This is a genomic window from Streptomyces sp. NPDC007025, from assembly GCF_042869455.1.
Classification (GTDB): domain Bacteria; phylum Actinomycetota; class Actinomycetes; order Streptomycetales; family Streptomycetaceae; genus Streptomyces.
The window spans coordinates 311,920-333,302 of sequence record NZ_JBIAFT010000007.1; the positions used below are offsets into that span (position 1 = coordinate 311,920).

Annotated in this window: 18 protein-coding genes, 2 tRNA genes and 1 pseudogene; 14 read left to right on the top strand and 7 right to left on the bottom strand. The window is 72.5% G+C overall.

Features of this window, described 5'->3' with window-relative positions; genetic code table 11:
- The first annotated feature begins 129 nt into the window (after positions 1-129).
- The 4 genes from ACFYMO_RS16355 (at position 130) to ACFYMO_RS16370 (ending at position 5,553) form a co-directional block, all read left to right on the top strand.
- Complete coding sequence (locus ACFYMO_RS16355) at positions 130-3,036, top strand: UPF0182 family protein (RefSeq protein ID WP_388547022.1); 2,907 nt, start codon at positions 130-132, stop codon at positions 3,034-3,036.
- A gap of 47 nt (positions 3,037-3,083) precedes the next feature.
- Positions 3,084-3,160: transfer RNA gene (locus ACFYMO_RS16360), tRNA-Met, on the top strand.
- 167 nt (positions 3,161-3,327) lie between these two features.
- Positions 3,328-5,202 (top strand): tetratricopeptide repeat protein, encoded by a 1,875-nt coding sequence (locus ACFYMO_RS16365; protein WP_366774704.1) that lies wholly within the window; start codon positions 3,328-3,330, stop codon positions 5,200-5,202.
- Between the two features lie 277 nt (positions 5,203-5,479).
- Positions 5,480-5,553 (top strand) — tRNA-Met (locus ACFYMO_RS16370).
- A gap of 198 nt (positions 5,554-5,751) precedes the next feature.
- On the opposite strand, the gene ACFYMO_RS16375 is transcribed toward ACFYMO_RS16370, so the two are convergent.
- Positions 5,752-6,168: a Fur family transcriptional regulator gene (locus ACFYMO_RS16375; RefSeq protein WP_366774703.1), complete on the bottom strand. Its 417-nt coding sequence runs from the start codon at positions 6,166-6,168 to the stop codon at positions 5,752-5,754.
- Positions 6,169-6,302: 134 nt separating this feature from the next.
- Between ACFYMO_RS16375 and ACFYMO_RS16380 the strand changes: the two genes are divergently transcribed.
- Complete coding sequence (locus ACFYMO_RS16380) at positions 6,303-7,769, top strand: catalase (RefSeq protein ID WP_388546928.1); 1,467 nt, start codon at positions 6,303-6,305, stop codon at positions 7,767-7,769.
- Between the two features lie 153 nt (positions 7,770-7,922).
- Here ACFYMO_RS16380 and ACFYMO_RS16385 read toward each other — a convergent pair whose 3' ends face one another.
- Positions 7,923-8,345 carry a CBS domain-containing protein gene (locus tag ACFYMO_RS16385; protein ID WP_366774701.1) on the bottom strand — a complete coding sequence of 141 codons (423 nt, stop codon included), beginning with the start codon at positions 8,343-8,345 and terminating at the stop codon, positions 7,923-7,925.
- 166 nt (positions 8,346-8,511) lie between these two features.
- Positions 8,512-9,306 carry a histidinol-phosphatase gene (gene hisN / locus ACFYMO_RS16390; protein ID WP_366774700.1) on the bottom strand — a complete coding sequence of 265 codons (795 nt, stop codon included), beginning with the start codon at positions 9,304-9,306 and terminating at the stop codon, positions 8,512-8,514.
- 191 nt (positions 9,307-9,497) lie between these two features.
- Between hisN and ACFYMO_RS16395 the strand changes: the two genes are divergently transcribed.
- Positions 9,498-10,139 (top strand): helix-turn-helix domain-containing protein, encoded by a 642-nt coding sequence (locus ACFYMO_RS16395; protein WP_366774698.1) that lies wholly within the window; start codon positions 9,498-9,500, stop codon positions 10,137-10,139.
- A 74-nt stretch (positions 10,140-10,213) separates the two neighbouring features.
- On the opposite strand, the gene ACFYMO_RS16400 is transcribed toward ACFYMO_RS16395, so the two are convergent.
- The 4 genes from ACFYMO_RS16400 to ACFYMO_RS16415 all read right to left on the bottom strand — a co-directional run bounded on the left by ACFYMO_RS16400 (position 10,214) and on the right by ACFYMO_RS16415 (position 13,862).
- Positions 10,214-10,537 carry a multidrug efflux SMR transporter gene (locus ACFYMO_RS16400; protein ID WP_360301867.1) on the bottom strand — a complete coding sequence of 108 codons (324 nt, stop codon included), beginning with the start codon at positions 10,535-10,537 and terminating at the stop codon, positions 10,214-10,216.
- 83 nt (positions 10,538-10,620) lie between these two features.
- Positions 10,621-11,637 (bottom strand): ribosome small subunit-dependent GTPase A, encoded by a 1,017-nt coding sequence (gene rsgA / locus ACFYMO_RS16405; protein ID WP_366774697.1) that lies wholly within the window; start codon positions 11,635-11,637, stop codon positions 10,621-10,623.
- Between the two features lie 13 nt (positions 11,638-11,650).
- Positions 11,651-13,045 carry a 3-phosphoshikimate 1-carboxyvinyltransferase gene (aroA, locus tag ACFYMO_RS16410; RefSeq protein WP_366774696.1) on the bottom strand — a complete coding sequence of 465 codons (1,395 nt, stop codon included), beginning with the start codon at positions 13,043-13,045 and terminating at the stop codon, positions 11,651-11,653.
- A 76-nt stretch (positions 13,046-13,121) separates the two neighbouring features.
- The gene (locus ACFYMO_RS16415; protein WP_019354491.1) at positions 13,122-13,862 is read right to left on the bottom strand and encodes a M50 family metallopeptidase; all 741 of its coding nucleotides are present in this window, start codon (positions 13,860-13,862) and stop codon (positions 13,122-13,124) included.
- Between the two features lie 96 nt (positions 13,863-13,958).
- On the opposite strand from ACFYMO_RS16415, the gene ACFYMO_RS16420 reads away from it, so the two are divergent.
- The 8 genes and pseudogenes from ACFYMO_RS16420 (at position 13,959) to def (ending at position 21,366) form a co-directional block, all read left to right on the top strand.
- A complete protein-coding gene (locus tag ACFYMO_RS16420) occupies positions 13,959-14,816 on the top strand; it encodes an SOS response-associated peptidase (RefSeq protein WP_366774695.1) in 858 nt (285 codons plus the stop codon).
- A gap of 64 nt (positions 14,817-14,880) precedes the next feature.
- Positions 14,881-15,570 carry an alpha/beta family hydrolase gene (locus ACFYMO_RS16425; protein WP_366774694.1) on the top strand — a complete coding sequence of 230 codons (690 nt, stop codon included), beginning with the start codon at positions 14,881-14,883 and terminating at the stop codon, positions 15,568-15,570.
- Between the two features lie 299 nt (positions 15,571-15,869).
- The gene (locus ACFYMO_RS16430; protein ID WP_388547025.1) at positions 15,870-16,541 is read left to right on the top strand and encodes a sigma-70 family RNA polymerase sigma factor; all 672 of its coding nucleotides are present in this window, start codon (positions 15,870-15,872) and stop codon (positions 16,539-16,541) included.
- Positions 16,538-16,915, top strand: a complete 378-nt coding sequence (gene rsrA, locus ACFYMO_RS16435; RefSeq protein ID WP_366774692.1) for a mycothiol system anti-sigma-R factor — start codon at positions 16,538-16,540, stop codon at positions 16,913-16,915. The genes ACFYMO_RS16430 and rsrA overlap by 4 nt, the downstream gene beginning before the upstream one ends.
- Positions 16,916-17,379: 464 nt before the next feature.
- Positions 17,380-18,177: pseudogene (locus ACFYMO_RS16440) on the top strand (HD-GYP domain-containing protein); the annotation flags it as partial.
- Entirely contained in the window at positions 18,174-19,445 is a 1,272-nt protein-coding gene (locus ACFYMO_RS16445) for a hypothetical protein (RefSeq protein ID WP_366774691.1), read from the top strand. The pseudogene ACFYMO_RS16440 and the gene ACFYMO_RS16445, both read left to right, overlap by 4 nt.
- Before the next feature lie 171 nt (positions 19,446-19,616).
- Positions 19,617-20,618 carry a tetratricopeptide repeat protein gene (locus tag ACFYMO_RS16450; RefSeq protein ID WP_019354498.1) on the top strand — a complete coding sequence of 334 codons (1,002 nt, stop codon included), beginning with the start codon at positions 19,617-19,619 and terminating at the stop codon, positions 20,616-20,618.
- Between the two features lie 103 nt (positions 20,619-20,721).
- The gene (gene def / locus ACFYMO_RS16455) at positions 20,722-21,366 is read left to right on the top strand and encodes a peptide deformylase (RefSeq protein ID WP_366774690.1); all 645 of its coding nucleotides are present in this window, start codon (positions 20,722-20,724) and stop codon (positions 21,364-21,366) included.
- Positions 21,367-21,383: the final 17 nt, after the last annotated feature.

The following is a 21,383-nucleotide window of genomic DNA, read 5'->3' on the forward strand; positions in this document are numbered from 1 at the left end:
GTGACTCGGACCCCGGAACCGGGAACTGGGTAAAGCTTCGTTAAGTTGCCTAGGTGGGCCTACGATGCGGGCCCAGCATCATCGCTTCATAAACTGCGAATCTTTGAGGTGCGCACCTTGGCTTTCCAGATGCCGGACCGGGGCTCAGGGGGTCCCTCCGGGCCACGGATCAGAGTGGGCCGGCCTTCCCGGCGCGCCCGGACGCTGTTGATGACAGCGGGCGTGCTGGTGGTCCTGGCGATGCTCTTCGTCATGTTCTCCGGGTTCTGGACGGACTGGCTGTGGTATCGCTCGGTCGACTACAGCTCGGTCTTCACCAAGACTCTGTGGACCAAGATCGGCCTGTTCGCGGTCTTCGGACTGCTGATGGCCGTGGCTGTCGGGTTCAACATCTGGCTGGCCCACCGGCTGCGCCCGCCGCTGAGCGCGATGTCGATGGAGCAGCAGAGCCTCGACCGCTACCGCATGGCGCTGGCGCCCTACAAGAAGTGGGTGCTGCTGGGGGCCACGGCTCTGATCGGGCTGATCTCCGGCGCCTCCGCGGCAGGCCAGTGGCGCACCTGGCTGATGTGGGTGAACGGTGTGCCGTTCGGCTCCAAGGATCCGCAGTTCCACAAGGACATCTCGTTCTTCGCGTTCGACCTGCCCTTCTACCGGTTCCTGCTGGGCTTCGGCTTCGCTGCCGCGATCCTCTCGCTGCTGGCCGCCGCCCTGGTGCACTACCTCTACGGCGGGCTGCGGGTGACGACCCCGGGCGCGCGGGCGACGGCGCAGGCGACCGGGCACCTCTCGGTGCTGCTGGGCGTCTTCGTCGCGCTGAAGGCGGTGGCCTACTGGCTGGACCGGTACGGCCTGGCGGTCAAGTCCGGTGACTTCAAGGCGACCGACAACTGGACGGGCCTCAAGTACGTCGACGCCAATGCCTACCTGCCGGCGAAGACGATCCTGTTCATCATCGCCATCATCTGCGCGCTGCTCTTCTTCGCCACGATCTGGCGCCGCACCTGGCAGCTCCCGGTGATCGGCTTCGGTCTGATGGTGCTCTCGGCCATCCTGATCGGCGGGCTCTACCCGGCGCTGGTGCAGAAGTTCCAGGTCTCGCCGAACGAGCAGGCCAAGGAGACGCCGTACATCAAGAAGAACATCGAGGCGACGCGCAAGGCGTACGACATCGACGACGCCGAGGAGCAGGACTACCGGGGCACCAGCAAGGCGAGCAACGAGAAGCTGCGCAACGCGGCCGACACCACCGCGAGCATGCGCTTGCTGGACCCGAACGTCGTCTCTCCGACCTTCCAGCAGAAGCAGCAGGTCCGCGGGTACTACCAGTTCCCGGCGACCCTTGATGTGGACCGCTACAAGAAGGACGGCAAGGAGCAGGACACCGTTGTCGGCCTCCGGGAGATCAACACCAACGGCATCCCGGAGAAGAACTGGATCAACGAGCACTTCAAGTACACCCACGGCTTCGGCATGGTCGCCGCCAAGGGCACCTCGGTGGACAAGGACGGTGCTCCCGACTTCACCGAGAAGGACCTGCCGCCGGAGGGCGACCTGGGCAAGTACCAGGGCCGGGTCTACTACGGAGAGAAGACGACGCAGTACTCCATCGTCGGCGGTCCGCAGAAGGAACTGGACTACGCGGACGACAACGGGGAGAAGACCTACACCTACAAGGCGGACAGCGGCGTCAACCTCTCCAACCCGCTCAACCGCGCGGCCTACGCGGTCAACTTCAACGAGCCGCAGATCCTCTACTCGGGAGCGATCGGCGAGGGCTCGCGGGTCCTGTACAAGCGCACTCCCAAGGAGCGCGTGGAGGCGGTCGCCCCCTGGCTGACCATCGACGGCGATCCCTACCCCGCGGTGGTGGACGGGCGCATCAAGTGGATCGTCGACGCCTACACCACCTCCAACGGCTACCCCTACTCGTCGCGGACGACCCTCGGGGACACCACGGAGGACTCGCTGACCGACGGGCAGCGCGCGGTGGTCGCCCAGCAGAACCGCGTCAACTACATCCGCAACTCGGTCAAGGCGACGGTGGACGCCTACACGGGCAAGGTCGAGATGTACCAGTGGGACAAGAAGGACCCGGTGCTGAAGACCTGGATGAAGGCGTTCCCCGACACGGTGAAGCCCAAGAGCGCCATCAGTGACGACCTGATGGACCACCTGCGCTACCCGCAGGACCTCTTCAAGGTGCAGCGCGACCTGCTGCAGACCTACCACGTGACCTCGCCGTCGCAGTTCTACAGCGGCAGTGAGCGCTGGCAGGTTCCGGACGACCCCACGCACAAGGGCAACGCCGTCCCGCCGTACTACCTGAGCATGAAGATGCCCGGCCAGAAGGAACAGCAGTTCCAGCTCACGACGACGTTCAACCCGAACAAGCGCGAGACGCTGGGCGCGTTCATGGCCGTCGACGCGGACGCGAAGAGCGGTGACTACGGCAAGCTCAGGCTGCTGAGACTGCCGCCGAACACCACGGTCGCCGGTCCCTCGCAGGTGCAGAGCAAGTTCAACTCCGACCCGGTGATCGCGGACAAGATCAACATCTTGAAGAAGGGTGACTCCGAGGTCGAGTACGGCAATCTGCTGACCGTGCCCGTGGAGGGCGGTCTGTTGTACGTCGAGCCGGTCTACGTCCGTGGTGCCGGCACCAACTATCCGCGGATGCGCAAGGTCCTCGTCGCCTACAACGAGCGCATCGCCTTCGAGGACAGCCTGGAGCAGGCGCTGAACAAGGTCTTCGGTACCGAGGGCCGGCAGCAGGACGGCGAGCGGACCGGCCCCGGCGACCAGGAGAAGGACAAGGACAAGGGCAAGGACAAGGAGAAGAATCCGCCCAACGCCTCGGTCGCCGACGCGCTCAAGGACGCCCAGACCGCGTGGGACAAGAGCGAGAAAGCGCGCGAGAAGGGCGACTGGGAGGAGTACGGCAAGCAGCAGGAGGCCTTGGCGGACGCGTTGGACGAGGCGGCCGAGGCCGAGAAGAAGGGCAGTGGCGGGAGCGGATCCGGCAATAGCGGGTAGCGGGTGAGACCACCCTGCCGAGTGGTGTAGAGTTGTACTCACAACGGCGCGGGGTGGAGCAGCTCGGTAGCTCGCTGGGCTCATAACCCAGAGGTCGCAGGTTCAAATCCTGTCCCCGCTACCACTCGGAAGAGGCTCGGAGTCAACAGACTCCGGGCCTCTTTCGCTTGTGCGGGGGACAGTTGGACCAGGGGGTTTGGGGAATCTCTTCGTCGGGAAGTCGACAAACCTCTGAAGTGACCTCACCGGCTGCGGTATACGAGGTGTACGCGGGTTGCGGGTGGTGCGACGATGGAGCTTATGGGGGAGAAGGCAAGGCTGACGGACCCGGTGCGTCCCGGTCCGGGCCTGAGCGTGGAGGAGTACACCGAGCAGACCACAGCAGCCGTGCGGATCGCAGCAGTCGAGGAGACGACGGCAGTTGGGAGGACCACAGCGGACGAGAGCGCAAGGGCGCCGGCCGACACGACCGCGGCCGACAGCGTGCTGGGCGCCCAACTGCTGCGCCGGGGGGACCTGAACGGCGCCGAACCGCATCTGCGCGCGGCCACCGCCGCGGGGGACCGCGCGGCCGCCAACAACCTGGGGGTGCTGCTGCACCAGCGGGGCTACCCGGAGGAGGCCGCCGAGTGGTGGCGTACCGCGGCTGTCGCCGGCTCCGCGGCCGCCGCGCACGCCCTCGGCCGCTACCACCGGGAGCGCGGCGACGAGCCCGCGGCCTTCTACTGGCTGCGGCAGTCCGCCGAGTCCGGTCACGCGCTGGGCGCCTACGCGCTGGCGGACCTGCTGGAGCACCACGGGGAGGACGGCGCCGAGGAGTGGTTCCGTGCCGCCGCCGAGCGCGGGCACCGAGAAGCGGCCTACCGTGTCGCCCGGGCGGTGAACGCGCGGGCCGAGGAGCTGGCTGCCCGGAGCGGACCCACGGCCGCCGCGGTGCGGGAGACCGCCGAGGAGGCAGAGCGCTGGTTCCGGCAGGCGGCCGCCCGTGGTCACCGCAGAGCGGCGCTCCGGCTCGGCGCGCTGCTGGAGCGCCGCGGCGAGCTGAAGGAGGCCGGCCGGTGGTATCTCACCTCCGCCAAGGACGGTGAGGCGCGCGCCGCCTGCGCGCTCGGCTTCCTGCTGCGGGACGCGGGCGACGAGGAGAGCGCCGCCGTGTGGTGGCGCCGGGCGGCCGAGGACGGCGACGGCAGCGCGGCCAACGCGCTGGGCGCGCTGCACGCCGACCGGGGCGAGCGGCAGGCCGCCGAGCGCTGGTACCGCGTCGCGCTCGACGCCGGTTCCGACAACGGTGCCTTCAACCTCGGCCTGCTCTCCGCGGCCCAGGGCCGCACCGCGCAGGCCGAGCAGTGGTACCGCCGAGCCGCCTACGCCGGGCACCGGGAGGCCGCCAACGCGCTCGCCGTGCTGCTGCTCCAGCGCGGGGACGCGGAAGGTGCCGAGCCGTGGTTCTCCAAGGCCGCCGAGTCCGGCAGCGTGGACGCGGCCTTCAACCTCGGCATCCTGCACGCCGGACGGGGCGACGAGCCCACCGCGCGCCAGTGGTACGAGCGCGCGGCTGCTTCCGGGCACGCGGAGGCCGCCCTCCAGGTCGGCATCGCGCTGCTCCGCGAGGGCGAACTGCACACCGCGGAGCGGCATCTGCGCTGCGCCGCGGGCGGCGGCAGCGTCGAGGGTGCCTTTCGGCTGGGCGCGCTGCTGGAACGGGTCACCCGGCACGGCACGGGCGAGCTGGGTTCGGAACACGAACTCGGCCGTCCGGACGGCGCCAGACCCGAGTACGAGGAGTGGTACGAACGTGCCGCCGAACACGGCCACCGCCGCGCCCAGGTGCGGCTGGGCATGTGCGCCGCCGCGCGCGGCGAGGTCGTGGACGCGGCCCGCTGGTACCGCGCCGCGGCCGAGTCGGGAAGTCCGAACGGCGCGTTCAATCTGGGCCTGCTGCTGGCCCGTGAGGGCAGCGAGCCGGAGGCGGCCGTGTGGTGGGCCCGCGCCGCCGAGGCCGGGCACGGCAGGGCCGCTCTGCGGCTGGCACTGATCAGCGCCCGCGGCGGCGAGCTGGACGAGGGGCAGTTCTGGTGCGCCCGTGCCATGGAGCTCGGTCCGGCCGAGGTGGCCGAACGCGCGGCGAAACTCCGTGAGGCCCTCCGCTCGGAGCTGACGGCCTGAGGGCGCCGGGGCCTGCGGGACCGTACGGCCTGGGGGCCGTACGGTCCCGCAGGCTTCTCCCGTCCTCGCCCGCGACTCGTCCGCCCCGGCCCTGTCTCCGACGGGGACGTTCCCGCGGCCCAGGGCGGTGGCCCACCCCGGCCGCTGTCGTGCCGTCGGAGGCGGCGGCAGCGGCCCCGGGGGCGGCCCGGACCGCCCCGGCGGATGGGTCCCGGCCGCCACCGGGATCTCGATTTGCGCTGGTCGTCGGGCCGGGTTAGAGTTGTGCACACAACGGCGCGGGGTGGAGCAGCTCGGTAGCTCGCTGGGCTCATAACCCAGAGGTCGCAGGTTCAAATCCTGTCCCCGCTACTGAAGGCGAAGGCCCGGATCCTCAGGGATCCGGGCCTTCGTGTTTTTCGGGCTCTTCCCTCTCCTCCTCCCGGGCCTTCCCCTACCGGCGCCGCGGGCGTGCGACGGCCGACGGCCCCGCACCCGGGCGGGGTGCGGGGCCGTCGGGGGGCCGTGAAGGGAGGCCTGCCGGTTCCGTGGAACCGGGGCCGGCAGCGCTCAGGCGTCGGCGCAGTTCGGGCAGACGCCCCGGTAGGTGACGGTGGCGTCGGCGATGGCGAAGCCGTAGCGCTCGTTCTCGGGGAGGGCTGCCAGCGGGTCGCCCACGGGGTGGACGTCGCGGATCGTCCCGCAGCGGGAACAGACCAGGTGCTGGTGGGTGTGTCGCGCGTTCGGGTCGTAGCGCTTGGCGCGCCCGTCGGTGCTCACCTCCAGCACCTCACCGAGAGCGACCAGTTCGCTCAGGGTGTTGTAGACCGTCGCGCGGGCGATCTCGGGCAGGCGGTCCGTCGCACGGGCGTGGACCTCGTCCGCCGTGTAGTGCACATGGTCGCCGTCGAGCACCTCGGCGACGACTCGCCGCTGTGCGGTGAGTCGCCAACCGCGATCGCGCAGCCGTTCCAGCAGGTCACTCATAGGCCCAGCCTAGCAGCGGCTGGTCCATGAGCAGAACCCGTACGGGTTTTGTCTTCATCTTGACTTGGACAATGTCCAATGTAGGCTGTCGAGTGGTTGGCCCACAGGACAGATGTGATGCACAGGAGGCGCACGTGACCGTGCAGGACGAGACGGCCGGATCCATGACGACGGAGGCCGGTGCGCCGGTCGCGGACAACCAGAACAGCCAGACCGCCGGAGTGGGCGGACCGGTGCTCGTCCAGGACCAGCACCTGCTCGAGAAGCTCGCCCACTTCAATCGTGAGCGCATTCCCGAGCGCATCGTGCACGCCCGGGGCGCGGGCGCGTACGGCAAGTTCACCGTCACCGCGGACGTGACCGAGTACACCCGGGCGAAGTTCCTCTCCGAGATCGGCAAGGAGACCGAGGTCTTCCTGCGGTTCTCCACGGTGGCCGGCAACCTCGGCGCGGCGGACGCGGTGCGCGACCCGCGCGGGTTCGCGCTGAAGTTCTACACCGAGGAAGGCAACTACGACCTGGTGGGGAACAACACCCCGGTGTTCTTCATCAAGGACGCCATCAAGTTCCCCGACTTCATCCACACCCAGAAGCGGGACCCCTACACCGGCTCGCAGGAGCCCGACAACGTCTGGGACTTCTGGGGCCTGTCGCCCGAGTCGACCCACCAGGTGACCTGGCTCTTCGGTGACCGCGGCATCCCCGCGTCCTACCGCCACATGAACGGCTACGGTTCGCACACCTTCCAGTGGACGAACGAGGCGGGCGAGGTCTTCTGGGTCAAGTACCACTTCAAGACCGACCAGGGCATCGAGAACCTCACGGCGGCCGACGCCGACGCGCTGGCCGGCAAGGACCCTGACAGCCACCAGCGGGACCTGCGGGAGTCCATCGAGAACGGCGACTTCCCTGCCTGGACCGTGCAGGTCCAGATCATGCCCGCGGCGGAGGCGGCGGACTACCGCTTCAACCCGTTCGATCTGACCAAGGTCTGGCCGCACGAGGACTACCCGCCGATCGAGATCGGCAAGCTGGAGCTGAACCGCAACCCGCGGAACATCTTCGCCGAGACGGAGCAGTCGGTCTTCTCCCCGCACCACTTCGTGCCGGGCATCGGCCCCTCGCCGGATAAGATGCTCCAGGGGCGGCTGTTCGCCTACGGCGACGCGCACCGCTACCGGGTCGGGATCAACGCCGATCTGCTGCCGGTGAACGAGCCCAAGGCGACCCGGGCGCGCACCTACGGCCGGGACGGCGTGATGTACGACGGCCGTCACGGCGGTGCGAAGAACTATGAGCCGAACAGCTTCGGCGCGCCGGCCGAGACGGGTCGTCCGCTGTGGCAGCACGCCACCGTGAGCGGCACGACCGAGGACCACCCGGCGGCCGTGCACGCCGAGGACGACGACTTCGTGCAGGCGGGGAACCTCTACCGGCTGATGTCGGAGGACGAGAAGCAGCGGCTGATCGACAACCTGGCGGGCAACATCGCCGGCGTCTCCCGCGACGACATCGCCCAGCGTGCGATCGAGAACTTCCGCAAGGCGGACCCGGACTACGGCAAGCGGTTGGAGGCCGCGGTCCAGGCCCTGCGCGGCTGATCGACCGCTCGCCGTACGAGCCCGGAGGGGCCGGACGCCATGGGGCTCCGGCCCCTCCGGTGCGTCCGGCGCCTCCGGCGGGTGTGTCCGGCGCCGTAGGCCAATCCGCGGCGAAGGTCCCCGGGGTCGGCCCGCCGCAGGGCCCCTGGGTGCCTACACGGCGACCTCCTCTGTGGGCTCCGGCGCCACCGCGGCGCGCCGGTCCGACCAGGTGCGGACGATGTCGCGTACCGACAGGACGCCCACCGCCTCCCGTTCGTCGAGCACGATCAGATGCCGGAAGCCGCCGCGGGTCATGGCGTCCGCCGCCGCCTCCAGCGTCCAGTCCGGCGTGGCGAAGACGACGTCGTCGGTGGTGTGGTCGTGGACCCGCTCCCGGTCCGGGTCCTGGCCGGCGCCGAGGGAGTCGAGGATGTCGCGCTCGGTGAGGATGCCGAGTCCGCTGGTGTCGGGGTCGAGGACGACGGCGGCACCGACGCGGCGGGCCGACATCAGCCGGGCCGCCTGGCGCAGGGTGTGGGCCGGGCCGATGGTGAGGACGACGGTGCTCATGGCGTGCTGGACGTGTCCGGGCATGAGGGGGCTACCTCCTTGGCGGAATGCCTCCCGGGGCCCCGGCGAGCAGCCGGCCGGGACCTCGAGAAGCGATTCACAAGAGCACAAGCGAGCGAATTCTCATGTTCACATGTGCTGGAGGTCACAACAAGGACGTGTGTAGGGACCACCCGGACGAGGGGCCGGATCAGGCCGTCAGATAGCTCAGCAGTGTCTCGTGCAGCAGCCCGTTCGACGCCGCAGCGCTGCCGCTGTGCGGGCCCGGATTCCCGTCCAGCCCGGTGAAGACGCCGCCCGCCTCCTCGACGATCACCGCACTCGCCGCCATGTCCCACAGCGACAGCTCCGGCTCGGCGCAGATGTCCACCGCCCCCTCGGCGACCATCATGTACGGCCAGAAGTCGCCGTAGCCGCGGGTCCGCCAGCAGTCCCGGGTCAGGTCCATGAAGCCGCCCAGCATGCCGCGCTCCTCCCAGCCGTGCAGCGAGGAGTAGGCGAAGGACGCGTCCCGCACCTCGGAGACCTTCGAGACCTCCATGCGGCTGGCCTTGGACAGGCTGCGCCCGGTGTAGGCGCCCGCACCCTTCGCCGCCCACCAGCGCCGGTTGAGCGCCGGCGCCGAGACGACGCCGACCACCGGCCGGTCCCCGCCCTCGCCCATCTCCATCAGCGCGATCAGCGTCGCCCACACCGGAACGCCGCGCACATAGTTCTTCGTCCCGTCGATGGGATCGATCACCCAGCGGCGCGGCCCATGGCCCTCGGTGCCGAACTCCTCGCCCAGTACCGCGTCGCGCGGCCGGGTGCGCTGGAGCGAGACGCGGATCAGTTCCTCGGCCGCCTTGTCGGCCTCGCTCACCGGTGTCATGTCCGGCTTGGTCTCGACCTCCAGGTCGAGAGCCTTGAACCGCTCCATGGTCGCGGCGTCGGCGGCGTCGGCCAGTACATGGGCGAGACGCAGATCATCGTGATAGTCCAGCATGTCCGAACAGTATCGAGCGGCGAAACCCCCGGCCACAGGGCCATGCGCGTGCGCCGCGTATTGACACCTCTTGGCGGTGCGTCAATTCTGTGCCGCACACCGGGCTGCCGGTCAGCCCGTCTGCGGACGCCTCGCGCGCACCGGCCGCCGGCACCGGCCCGGGCAGCGGGGTGCGGGCCGGGGAGGCGACGATGCCTGCTGCACGCGAGATCCTGCTGGACGCCGCCCATGTGGCGGTACGGGCGCGCCCCTGGACGGCGGTGCGGATGGTCGACGTCGCCGCGGCCGCCGGGGTGTCGCGGCAGACGCTCTACAACGAGTTCGGCAGCAAGGAGGGGCTGGGCGCCGCACTGGTCGACCGGCTGCTGGACGACTTCCTGGACGGCGCGGGCCGGGCGGTGGCCGAGGCGTGCCGCAGCGGAGCCGATCCGGCGGCCTGCTGCGCCGCCGCCGCGCACTGGATCCTGCGGACGGCGCGGGCGGAGCCCATCGTCCGGGCGGCCCTCACCGACTGCTGGGGCGCGCGGATGCCGCTGCCCGCCCGTCCGGTGCCCGGCCACGGGCCGGGTGGCGAGCCGGGCGGACTCGCCGCGGTGCTGCGCAGCCGCGCGCTCGCCGGGCTGGAGCGGAGCGGACGGGTCCCCGTGGGCGGCCCGGCGCCCGGCGGTCCGGCGCGGCGCGGCGCCGGACGGCAGGAGTTGGAGCGCGCCTACGAGGCCGGGCTGCGGATCGCGCTCTCCTACGTCGTCGCACCCGAGCACGGCGACGAGGAGCCGTGCGGACGGGTCGACGAGGTCGTCCGCGCCTTACTGAGGTCGTCCGCGCCTTACTGACGGGCTGACCCGTGCCCGCACGCACCGGGGGCACCCGGGCACCGGCCGGCCCGCGAGAGGTGCCCGGGGCGTGCTCAGTGCGCGCTGCCGGAGAGCTGGAGGCCCATGACCCCGACGATGACCAGCGTGATGGAGACCAGTTTGAGCGCGGAGATCACATCGCCCATGAAGACCATGCCGTAGATCGCCGTCCCCGCGGCGCCGATCCCCGTCCAGACCGCGTACGCCGGACCGACGTCCAGCCGCTTGAGCGCGAGCGTCAGCAGGCCGAAGCTGCCCAGTGCGAAGGCGCAGAACGCGACCGTGGGCCACAGCCGGGTGAAGCCGTGCGAGAGCTTCAGGCACACAGCGAAGCCCGTCTCCAGCAACCCCGCGACCATCACCAGCAGCCACGCCATGTGCTCTTCCTCTCATTGCTCCGGTGGGGCAGCAGGTCAAGCGCAGGAAGCCCAGTATGCAACGGGGAGCCGGGTGGAATCGGTCAGTCCCCTTCGCGTCTCTCCCGCGTCGCCAGCAGGCGGCGCAGCGAGTGCAGGCGGGCCGGGTCGGCGTGCCCGTCGGCCACCCACTGGTCGAGTGCGCAGGCGGGCTCGTTGTGGCTGCAGGCACGAGGGCATTCGGCAGCGCCCTCCTCCAGATCGGGGAAGGCGTGGATGACGCGCGAGAGCTGGATGTGGTTCAGGCCGAAGGAGCGCACCCCCGGGGTGTCGATCACCCAGCCGTCGGCGCCGACCGGGGACGGCGGCAGCGGCAGCGCCAGCGCCGAGGTCGTGGTGTGCCGCCCGCGCCCGGTGACCGCGTTCACCACCCCGGTGGCCCGCTGCCGCTCCACCAAAGCGTTGACCAGTGTGGTCTTGCCGACACCGCTGTGCCCCACGCACACCGTCGTCCGGCCGCGCAGCAGCTCGCGCACCTCCTCGGCACCCGGCCCTTCGGTCAACTCCGCGCGGCTGGTGACGACATGGCGCACTCCCAGCGGCGTGTACGTCTCCAGCAGCGGACCGGCCGGCGCCAGGTCCGCCTTGGTCAGCACCAGCAGCGGCTCCAGCCCCGCGTCGAAGGCCGCCACCAGGCAGCGGTCGATCAGACGGGGGCGCGGCTCGGGGTCGGCCAACGCCGTGACGACGGCCAGCTGGTCGGCGTTGGCCACCACGACCCGCTCGTACGGGTCGTTGTCGTCCGCCGTCCTGCGCAGCACCGAGCTGCGCTCGGCCACCCGGACGACGCGGGCGAGGGTGTCCTTCTCGCCCGACAGGTCGCCGACCACGGCCACCCGGTCGCCCACCACCACCGCCTTGCGGCCCAGCTCGCGGGCCTTCATCGCGGTGACCGTGCGCCCCTCCACCAGGCAGGTCAGCCGGCCCCGGTCGACGGTCAGGACGAGGCCCTCGGCCGCGTCCTCGTGCTTGGGCCGGGTATGGGTGCGCGGGCGGCTGCCCCGGCGCGAGGGACGGACCCGGATGTCGTCCTCGTCGGTGTGCTTGCCGTAGCGGCGCATCGCGGGCGCCCTCTCAGGCTCTCTCTCCGGTCCCGGACCCGGACGGGAGTCCCAGCAGCTCGTCCCACATCCGCGGGAAGTCCGGCAGGGTCTTGTACGTCGTCGCGACGTTCTCCACCTCGACGCCCTCGACGGCCAGGCCGAGCACCGCGCCCGCGGTGGCCAGCCGGTGGTCGTCGTAGGTGTGGAAGACGCCGCCGTGCAGCGGCCGCGGCCGGATCCGCAGCCCGTCCTCCGTCTCGGTCACGTCCCCGCCCAGGCTGTTGATCTCCTTGACGAGTGCCGCCAGCCGGTCGGTCTCGTGCAGCCGCAGATGCCCGACGCCGCGCAGCACCGACTCGCCCTCGGCCAGCGCCGCGACGGCGGCGATGCCCGGCGTCAGCTCGCCCACTTCGCCCAGATCGATGTCGATGCCGTGGATCCGGCCGCCGCCGGTGAAGGTCAGGCCCCGCTCGTCCAGCACGCAGGAGCCGCCCATGGCGGTGAAGATCTCGCGCAGCGCGTCACCGGGCTGGGTGGTGTGCTCGGGCCAGTCCGGGACGGTGACCCGGCCGCCGGTCACCAGTGCCGCAGCGAGGAAGGGCTGCGCGTTGGACAGGTCCGGCTCGATGGTCAGGTCCCGGCCGAGCAGGGCCCCGGGAGTCACCCGCCACACATTCGGCGCGCCCCCGTCCTGCGGCGCGTCCACCTTCGCGCCCGCGGCGCGCAGCATGTCCACGGTCATCCGGATGTGCGGCATGGACGGCAGTGTGCGGCCGGTGTGCCGGACCTCGACCCCCTGGTTGAAGCCCGGACCGGACAGCAGCAGAGCACTGACGAACTGGCTGGAGGAGGACGCGTCGATCTCGACCGGGCCGCCCGCCAGCGAGCCGTTCCCGTGCACCGTCATCGGCAGCGCGCCGCGCCCCCCGTCCTCCACCCGGGCGCCCAGCGTGCGCAGCGCGTCGATGACGCCGTGCAGCGGGCGTTCGTAGGAACGCGGATCCCCGTCGAACCGGATCGGCCCCCGGGCGAGCGCCGCCAGCGGCGGCAGGAAGCGCATCACGGTGCCCGCGTTGCCGACGTCCACGGTCGCCGGGCCGCGCAGCGCCGTCGGGATCACCCGCCACGCCTCGCCTCCGGGACGTTCGCTGTCGGCCGCGGTGGCCGAGTACGCCGAGGATGAGGACGAGACGGTCTCCTCGATCCCCACCCCCAGGGTCCGCAGCGCCTCCGCCATCAGCAGGGTGTCCCGCGACCGCAGCGGGCGGCGCAGCCAGCCCGGTTCGGAGGAGAGCGCGGCCAGTACCAGGGCGCGGTTGGTGACCGACTTGGAGCCCGGCACGGTGACGGTCGCCTCGACCCGGCCCGGTGCGGTGGGAGCGGGCCAGAGTGCGGTCTCTGCGGGGCTGGTGCGCTGGTCGGTCATGGGGCCACTGTAATGGCTGGTGGCCGGCCGTCCCGCTGGTCGGCGCCCGCCCCGCGGCGGGCTCCCGGGCCCCGGTTCACAGCCCCAGCAGCCAGCGCCCGCCGCCGACGAGGGAGCACAGCGCGACCGCGTGGAAGAGGAACAGCCACGCGGCTGCCGGGAGATGGCTCAGCCGGGCGAGCTGGTCGGCGTCCGAGTCCGGCATGCCGGGCCCGGCCGGGCCGCGGTGCGCCCCCTGCCGCCGCCGCTTGCCCTGCAGCTCGAAGACCGGCCGCACCCCGCCCAGCAGCAGGAACCACACCACCACGTAGGCGAACGCCGCCTGCACCTGGGGGCCGGTCAGCCAGGAGATGAGCAGGAACGCGCCGCCGGTCAGGACGAGGGCGAGCACGCCGTAGGCGTTGCGGATCATCACCAGCATCGCCACCAGCAGCGCCGTGGCGCCCCACAGCAGCGCGGTGACGTGGTGGGAGGAGAGCAGCCAGGCGCCGCACAGGCCGAGCAGCGGGGGAGCGGTGTAGCCCGCGGCGGCGGTCAGCACCATGCCGAGCCCGTGCGGCTTGCCGCGCGAGACCGTCAGCCCCGAGGTGTCCGAGTGCAGCCGTATGCCGTCCAGCCGCCGCCCGGTGAGCAGGGCTATGAGTCCGTGTCCCCCCTCGTGCGCGATGGTGACCGCGTTGCGCGAGATCCGCCACACGCCGTGCGGCGCCACCGCGAGCAGCGCGACGAGACCGGTGACCAGCACCAGCCACTCCTCGGGGGGCTGCTGGCCGCCGACGACCCGGTCCCAGACATCCGTGATGCTCGCGTTGTCCATGTTCGGGGTGTTCTCCTCGTGTGCTCGGGGGCCGTGCCGCTCCGCGTCCGGTCAACGCACGGCGACGGCCCGGCGTGCCGTGGCAGTCTTGCAGGCATGTGCGGACGGTATGCAGCGAGCCGGAGTGCCGAGGATCTGGTCCGGCTGTTCGAGGTGGAGAAGTGGGAGCCCGCCGAGGCGGCGGAACCGGACTGGAACGTCGCGCCCACCAAGCAGGTCCACGCGGTCCTCGACCGCCCCGTCAAGGGGAGCGACGACCCGCGGCCGGTGCGGCAGCTGCGCACGCTCAAGTGGGGCCTGGTGCCCGGGTGGGCCAAATCACCCGACATGGGCGTCAAGATGATCAACGCCCGGGCCGAGACCGTGCACGAGAAGCCCGCCTACCGCCGTCCCTTCGCCGCCCGCCGCTGCCTGCTGCCCGCGGACGGCTACTACGAGTGGGTCACCGCACAGGGCGAGCTGAAGCTCGAACAGGAGGGCAAGCGCAAGCGGCCCCGCAAGCAGCCCTACTTCATTTCCCCCGCGCCGCACGCCCCCGCGCCGCACGCCGCCCGGCAGGAGCGGCCGGTGATGGCGATGGCGGGCCTGTACGAGTTCTGGCGGGACAAGACGCTGCCCGACGACCATCCGCAGGGCTGGTGGGCGACGTGCACCGTCCTGACCACCGCGGCGGAGACCACGCCGCTGGCCGACGCGGACGAGCACGCCGAGGGCGGCCCCCGGTCGCTGGCCGACATCCACCCCCGGATGCCGCTGATGCTCACCCCGGACCGCTGGGACGCCTGGCTGGACCCCGCCCGCAGCGGCTCCGGGGAACTGCGGGAGCTGCTGGCCCCGCCGCCGGAGGGCCTGCTGCGCGCCTGGCCCGTCTCCACGGACGTCAGCAACGTCCGCAACAACGGCCCGCACCTCCTCAAGGAGCTCCCCGCACCGGAGGAGGAGACCCTCTTCTGAGCGTGCCGGGACGTGCCCGGGGAGTGCCGGGCGTTCGTCCGCGGTCCGCTGGCAGGATGCCGGTATGAGCAGGCAGCAGCAGGCCCCGCAGCCGCGCGGAGCCGGACCCCGGGCCGAGACCGTCGCCACCCCCGTGGGCGAGGCCAGGATCACCTGGCACGACGCGCGTCCGGCACACACGGTGCTGGCCCTCGGGCACGGCGCGGGCGGCGGGATCGAGGCCCGGGACCTGCGCGCCCTGGCCGCCGAGCTGCCCGCCCAGGGCGTGACGGTGGCGCTGGTCGAGCAGCCCTGGCGGGTGGCCGGGAAGAAGGTGGCTCCGGCGCCCCGCACCCTGGACGCCGCGTGGAGCGCCCTGTGGCCGGCGCTGGCGCTGCCGGGACTGCCGGTGATCGCCGGGGGGCGCAGCGCGGGTGCCCGCGTCGCCTGCCGCACCGCGGGGGCGCTGGGCGCCTGCGCGGTGCTGGCGCTGTCCTTCCCGCTGCACCCGCCGGGCAGGCCGGAGAAGTCCCGCGCCGAGGAGCTGACCTCGGTGGAGCTGCCGGTGCTGGTGGTGCAGGGCGGCCGTGACCCGTTCGGCCGCCCCGCGGAGTTCCCGGCCGGTACGGCTCCGGTGGAGGTGCCCGGCGCCGACCACGGCTTCGCCCTGCCGAAGTCCGCCGAGCTGACCGAGGCGGCCGCGATGGAGCTGGTCACCGGCGCCGTCACCCGGTGGATCAGCGGGGGCCGGGAGGCCCGGCGCGGCCAGGGGTGAGCGGTCCCCGCGCCGCCCGGGAATGATCGGCGCACCCGGATGGTTGCACGGGGTGTCCGGCCGCGGAGGGAATCCGCGGCCGGGAAGAGTGTGAGATACAGCCATACCCTCCATGAGGAAAGGGAGCCGCCCCGATGGGTTCTGTCGCTTGCCCCCAGCGTCCGCGGGCCGCTGACCTGGACTGGGCCACGGTGGCACTGTCCTCCGGCGCGAAGATTCAAGCGGCGGGCGGTGGCGGTCGTCGTCTATTCTCCGATTCGGGCGGGTCTTCGTTCGGGCTCGCCACCACGTTGGAGGAGGTGGGTCCGGTCACCGGGACCGAAGGCGGCTCGAGCACACAGCAGGAGACAGCGGCGTCGGAGACGGTGGAGCAGCGCAGCGCGCGCTTCGAGCGGGACGCGCTCGCGTTCCTCGACCAGATGTACTCCGCCGCGCTGCGGATGACGCGGAACCCGGCCGACGCCGAGGACCTGGTGCAGGAGACCTACGCGAAGGCGTACGCGTCCTTCCACCAGTTCCGTGCGGGCACCAACCTCAAGGCGTGGCTGTACCGCATTCTGACGAACACCTTCATCAACTCCTACCGCAAGAAGCAGCGTGAGCCCCAGCGCAGCGCCGCGGAGGAGATCGAGGACTGGCAGCTGGCGCGCGCCGAGTCGCACATGTCGACCGGACTGCGCTCGGCCGAGGCGCAGGCACTCGACCACCTGCCGGACTCCGACGTGAAGGAAGCGCTCCAGGCCATCCCCGAGGAGTTCCGCATCGCCGTCTACCTCGCCGATGTCGAGGGCTTTGCGTACAAGGAGATCGCCGACATCATGGGGACACCCATCGGTACGGTGATGTCCCGTCTGCACCGCGGACGGCGCCAGCTTCGCGAGATGCTGGAGGGCTACGCGCAGGAGCGCGGCCTGGTCCCGGCCGGTGCCGCGGCGGACGGGTCGCAAGACCGGAAAGGCTCGGGCTCATGAGTTGCGGAGAGCCGCACGAGACGGACTGCTCCGAGGTCCTCGACCACCTCTACGAGTACCTCGATCGGGAGATGCCCGAAGGTGACTGCGCCAAGTTCCAGGAGCACTTCGACGAGTGCTCGCCCTGCTTCGAGAAGTACGGGCTGGAGCGCGAGGTCAAGAAGCTCGTCAAGCGCTGCTGCGGCCAGGACGACGTCCCCTCCGACCTGCGGTCCAAGGTCATGGGACGGATCGAGGTGATCCGCCAGGGCGAGGCCCGCGAGGGCGCGGACGCCGGTCCGGACCAGGGGGCGGGCCCCCGGGCCGCATCCGGCGGCGCGGCGGCGGAGACCGCCGACGCGGTCGGCTCCGGGGACGACAAGAACCCCGGCTGACCGCCCGGACGGCACACCGGCCCGGGCTGAGCACCGCAGGCTGCCGGGAAGCCGCGCCGAGCGCCGGAGAACGCCCGGATGCCGCGCCGGGTGCCGAAGCGTCGGCAGCCCCGCCGGGCACCGCAGGACGCCAGGAACGCCCCCCGGGTCCGGAGTTCGTGCCGGGCGCGACCTGCCGACGGCTTTCCGGCGCGAGGCGGGTACGGGACCGGACGGGAGCGCCCCTTCTCCCTCCTTCGGGTGAGTAAGGACCGTCTCGTACGGGGGAACCTGCCCGAGTGCCGTGAGCCGCCCCGCGCACTGCTCCTAGTGTCCCCGCCATGCAGCAGGCGGGGAGGAGGCCGCGGATGCGGCTCACGAGGAGCAGGCCACAGGCGGTGGCCGCCGCGGGGACGGCGCACGCGCCGACGCCCGGGACCGCACGGACGGCCGGGACGGCGGAGGGCAACCGCGCGGCACTCGTGCTGGCCGGTGTGCTGACCGTGCCGGTGGCCGTCGTGCTGTGGCGCAGTGCCTACGGTCCGCTCGCCGTGCTCCCCGCGCTGGGGCCGGTCTGGCTCGGCTGGTGGGGGCTGCGGTGGTGCCGCCCCGAGCGCGTGGCCCGGCAGGCCGCGGTGCGTGCGCTCTCCCAGGCGGTGCAGATCAAGGACCACTACACCCGCGGCCACGGCGAACGGGTCGGCCTCGCCGCCGTGCTGATCGCCCGCGAACTGGGGCTGGACGAGGAGCGCACCGAGACGCTGCGCTGCGCCGGCGTCCTGCACGACATCGGCAAACTCGGCGTCCCCGCGGGACTGTTGTGCAAGGCCGGCCCGCTCACCCCCGCCGAGCGCCGCGTCATGGAACGGCACCCCGAGCACGGGGCCGAGATCGTCCGCGGGCTCGACTTCCTGGGAGAGGCCCGGGCAGCGGTCCTCCACCACCACGAGCGGATGGACGGGACCGGGTATCCGCGGGGCCTGGCCGGACCGCAGATCCCGGAGGCGGCCCGGGTCGTCGCCGTCGCCGACGCGTTCGACGCGATGACCTCGACCCGCTGCTACCGCCCGGGGCGGCCCGTCGCCGCGGCGCTGGAAGAGCTGGAGCGCTGCGCGGGCACCCAGTTCGACCCCCGGATGGTCGCGGCCCTCGGCCGGGCGCTGAGCCGGCACGGCTGGCCGTTCGCCGAGGTCTCCGGGCCACGCGCGGCGGCTCCGCCGCCGACCGGCCGCCGGAGCACGGCGCAGGCGGCCGGGGCGCGGATCGACGGCGTCGCGGTATGACCCGGACCACGGCGGCACGGCTGGTCGCCGCCTGCAACGCGGCAGCGGCACTGGTGGTGTGCGGCGCCCTGGGCAGCACCCTGTGGCGCGGCCTCGCCCGGCCCGGTACCGCGCTGGCCTTCGGACTGCTGGTCGCCGCCGGGGAGTTGGCCCGGGTGCGGCTGCCCGAGGAGCGCTCCGGGATCCGTACCACCGGGCTGCTCTCCGGTGCCGCGGCGCTCGGCTACGCCCTCTGCGGCCAGGTGGCGGGCGCAGCCGCCGGGCACGGTCCCGCGCAGGCCGTCGCGGTGGCCGCCGTCGGCTCCCTCGTCGGACTGACCCCGCTGGTGGCGCTAGGGCAGGCGCCGCCGCCGCAGGCCCTCGCCCGGCTCGTGCTCGGGGTGGGCGCGGCGGCCCTGTGCTGCCAACCGCTGTACGGCAGGGGCCGGTCGGGCGGTGCCGCCGTGCCGGACGGGCTCCTGCCGCTGTGCCTGCTGTCCGTGGCCCTGCTCGTCGGCTGCCTCGACGCGCTCCTGGCCGCTGCCGCGGTGCGCGCAGACGGCTCCGGGGCCGCTCCGGCGGGGCACCACGGCCGGGCCGAGCGCCATCCGTTGCGGTCCCACCTGGCCACGGTGCCCGCCCTCGCCGCGACCGCCGTGCTCTTCGCGCTGGCCGTCGCCGCCGCCGGGCTCCCGGCACTTCCGCTGTGCTGCGCCCCCGTCCTCGTCGTCCAGTGCGCGCTGCGCCGCCGTGCCTCCGCACGGGCCACCCACCGGCCGACCCTCGCCTCCCTCGCGCGGGCCCCCGAGGTGGCGGGTTGCACCCCCCGCGGGCATGCGCGCCGGGTGGCGGACCTCAGCCGTGCCGTGGGGCGCGAGCTGGGCCTGACCGGGGGGGAACTCACCGCGCTGGAGTATGCGGCCCTCACACACGACGTGGGGCAGCTCTCCCTGGCCGATCCGGTTCCCGGCGGCGCCACGGCGGTGCTGGATGCGGGCAGCCAGCGCCGGGTGGCCCTGCTGGGCGGTGCGGTGCTGCGGCAGGCGGGCGTCCGCCGCCGGGTGGCGTCCGCGGTGGAGGCACAGGCCGATCCGTACCGGGAGCAGCCGGTGACGGCGCGGGTACTCCGCACGGTCAACGCCTACGACGACCTCCTCGGTGACAGCGGGACAGCCGGTGCGGTGGCCCGTGCGCGGGCTCTGCACCGGCTGCGCGCGGCCGGCCGGGATCACGAACCACGCGTGGTGGAGGCCCTGTCACGGGTCGTGGCGAGGGCGGCGGAGGTCTGACGCACGGGTAATGAGCGGGCACCCGAGCGGGCATGGTTGGATGCGAAGGGGGAACCGCGAGAGGCGAGGACGGGCGCGCGGCGTCCGAGTGCACAACCCCATCGGCAGACGGCGGGCCGGGCGCGGGCCGGGCCCGAGGACAGGCGGAACGGCGGGATCGGCGGGAGCACATTGAGGATCTTCGGCAAGGTGCGGCACCGGCCCTCCGCTTCATGGCGGCAGGCGACGGACCGGGCTTTCACGCTTATCGGCGACGGGCGCTACGAGGATGCGGGCGCCCTGCTCACCCGTGCCGCCGACCTGGAGCCGTGGCTCTCGGAGTCCTGGTTCAATCTCGCGCTGCTGTACAAGTTCCGGCACGACTGGGAGCAGGCCCGCACGGCGGGGCTGCGCGCCGTGGCGCTGCTGGACCGCGAGTCCGGGGCGCCCGACTGGTGGAACGTGGGCATCGCGGCCACCGCGCTCCAGGACTGGCCGCTGGCCCGCCGGGCCTGGCAGGCGTACGGGCTGCACGTGGCCGGCCCCTCGCACGGCGCCGCCGCCGCCGAGGAGCCCACCGGGATGCAGCTCGGCAGTGCCGCCGTACGGCTCTCCCCGGAGGGCGAGGCCGAGGTGGTGTGGGGCCGCCGTATCGATCCGGCGCGGATGGAGATCCAGAGCATTCCGCTGCCCTCCTCGGGGCGGCGCTGGGGCGAGGTCGTGCTGCACGACGGCGTCCCGCACGGCGAGCGCACCACGGCGGCCGGGCCGTCCTACCCGGTCTTCGACGAGATCGAGCTGTGGGCTCCCTCGCCGGTGCCCACCTGGGTGGTCCTGCTGGAGGCGGCCACGGAGAGCGACCGGGACGCACTGGAGCGGCTCGCGGCCGACGCCGGGTTCGCGGCCGAGGACTGGTCCTCCTCGGTGCGGCTGCTGTGCCGGGCCTGCTCGGAGAGCGCCATGCCCGCCGACGAGGGCGACGGCACCGTGCATCTGGATCCGCACGACCACAGTTCGCCCGGCCACCCCGGTCCGCTGGGCCATATGACGCAGGGTGGACCCGGTGAGCTGTGGGTGCCCGAGCGCGAGTGCGGACTGGCGGCGCCCGCCGCGCTGGTGCACGGGCTGCTGGACGGCTGGGTCGCCGACAGCCCGGACACCCGCGAGTGGCGGGATCTCGAGGAGGTCTGCTGAGCCGTCGGCGGCGGGCCCGTACCCTGTAGGGCGGGTCCGTACGGGGCCCAGCCGGATCACCGGCCGCTCAGCTCTCACGGGTCGCAGGAAGGCGTACGACGGCATGGCGCAGCAGCAGGAAACGACGGCCGGGGCGGCCGCTGCCCCCGAGGGCGAGTTCGTCGACGACGTGACGGACGCGGCGGCCCGCGAGGAGGCGCACACCGAGCGGGGCACGGCCCGGCCGGTCACCGTCGTCGGCAACCCGGTGCTGCACCGGGAGTGCCGGGAGGTGACGGAGTTCGACGACGAGCTCGCCGCGCTGATCGACGACATGTTCGCCAGCCAGCGCGCCGCCGAGGGAGTCGGCATCGCCGCCAACCAGATCGGCGTCGACCTGAAGGTGTTCGTCTACGACTGCCACGACGACGCGGGCGAACGGCACGTGGGCGTCGTCTGCAACCCGGTGCTCGACCAGCTTCCCGCCGAACGCCGGGTGCTGGACGACGGCAGCGAGGGCTGCCTCTCGGTGCCCGGCGCCTACCACCCGCTCGCCCGCCCCGACCAGGCCGTGGTGCGGGGCCAGGACGCGCAGGGCAAGCCGATCGCCGTGCGCGGCACCGGCTACTTCGCCCGGTGCCTGCAGCACGAGACCGACCACCTCTACGGGTATCTGTACATCGACCGGCTCTCCAAGCGCGAGCGCAAGGACGTGCTCCGGCAGATGGCCGACAGCACGCCCCGCTACGAGACGGTCCCCAACGACTGAGCCGCGCGGCCCGGGCC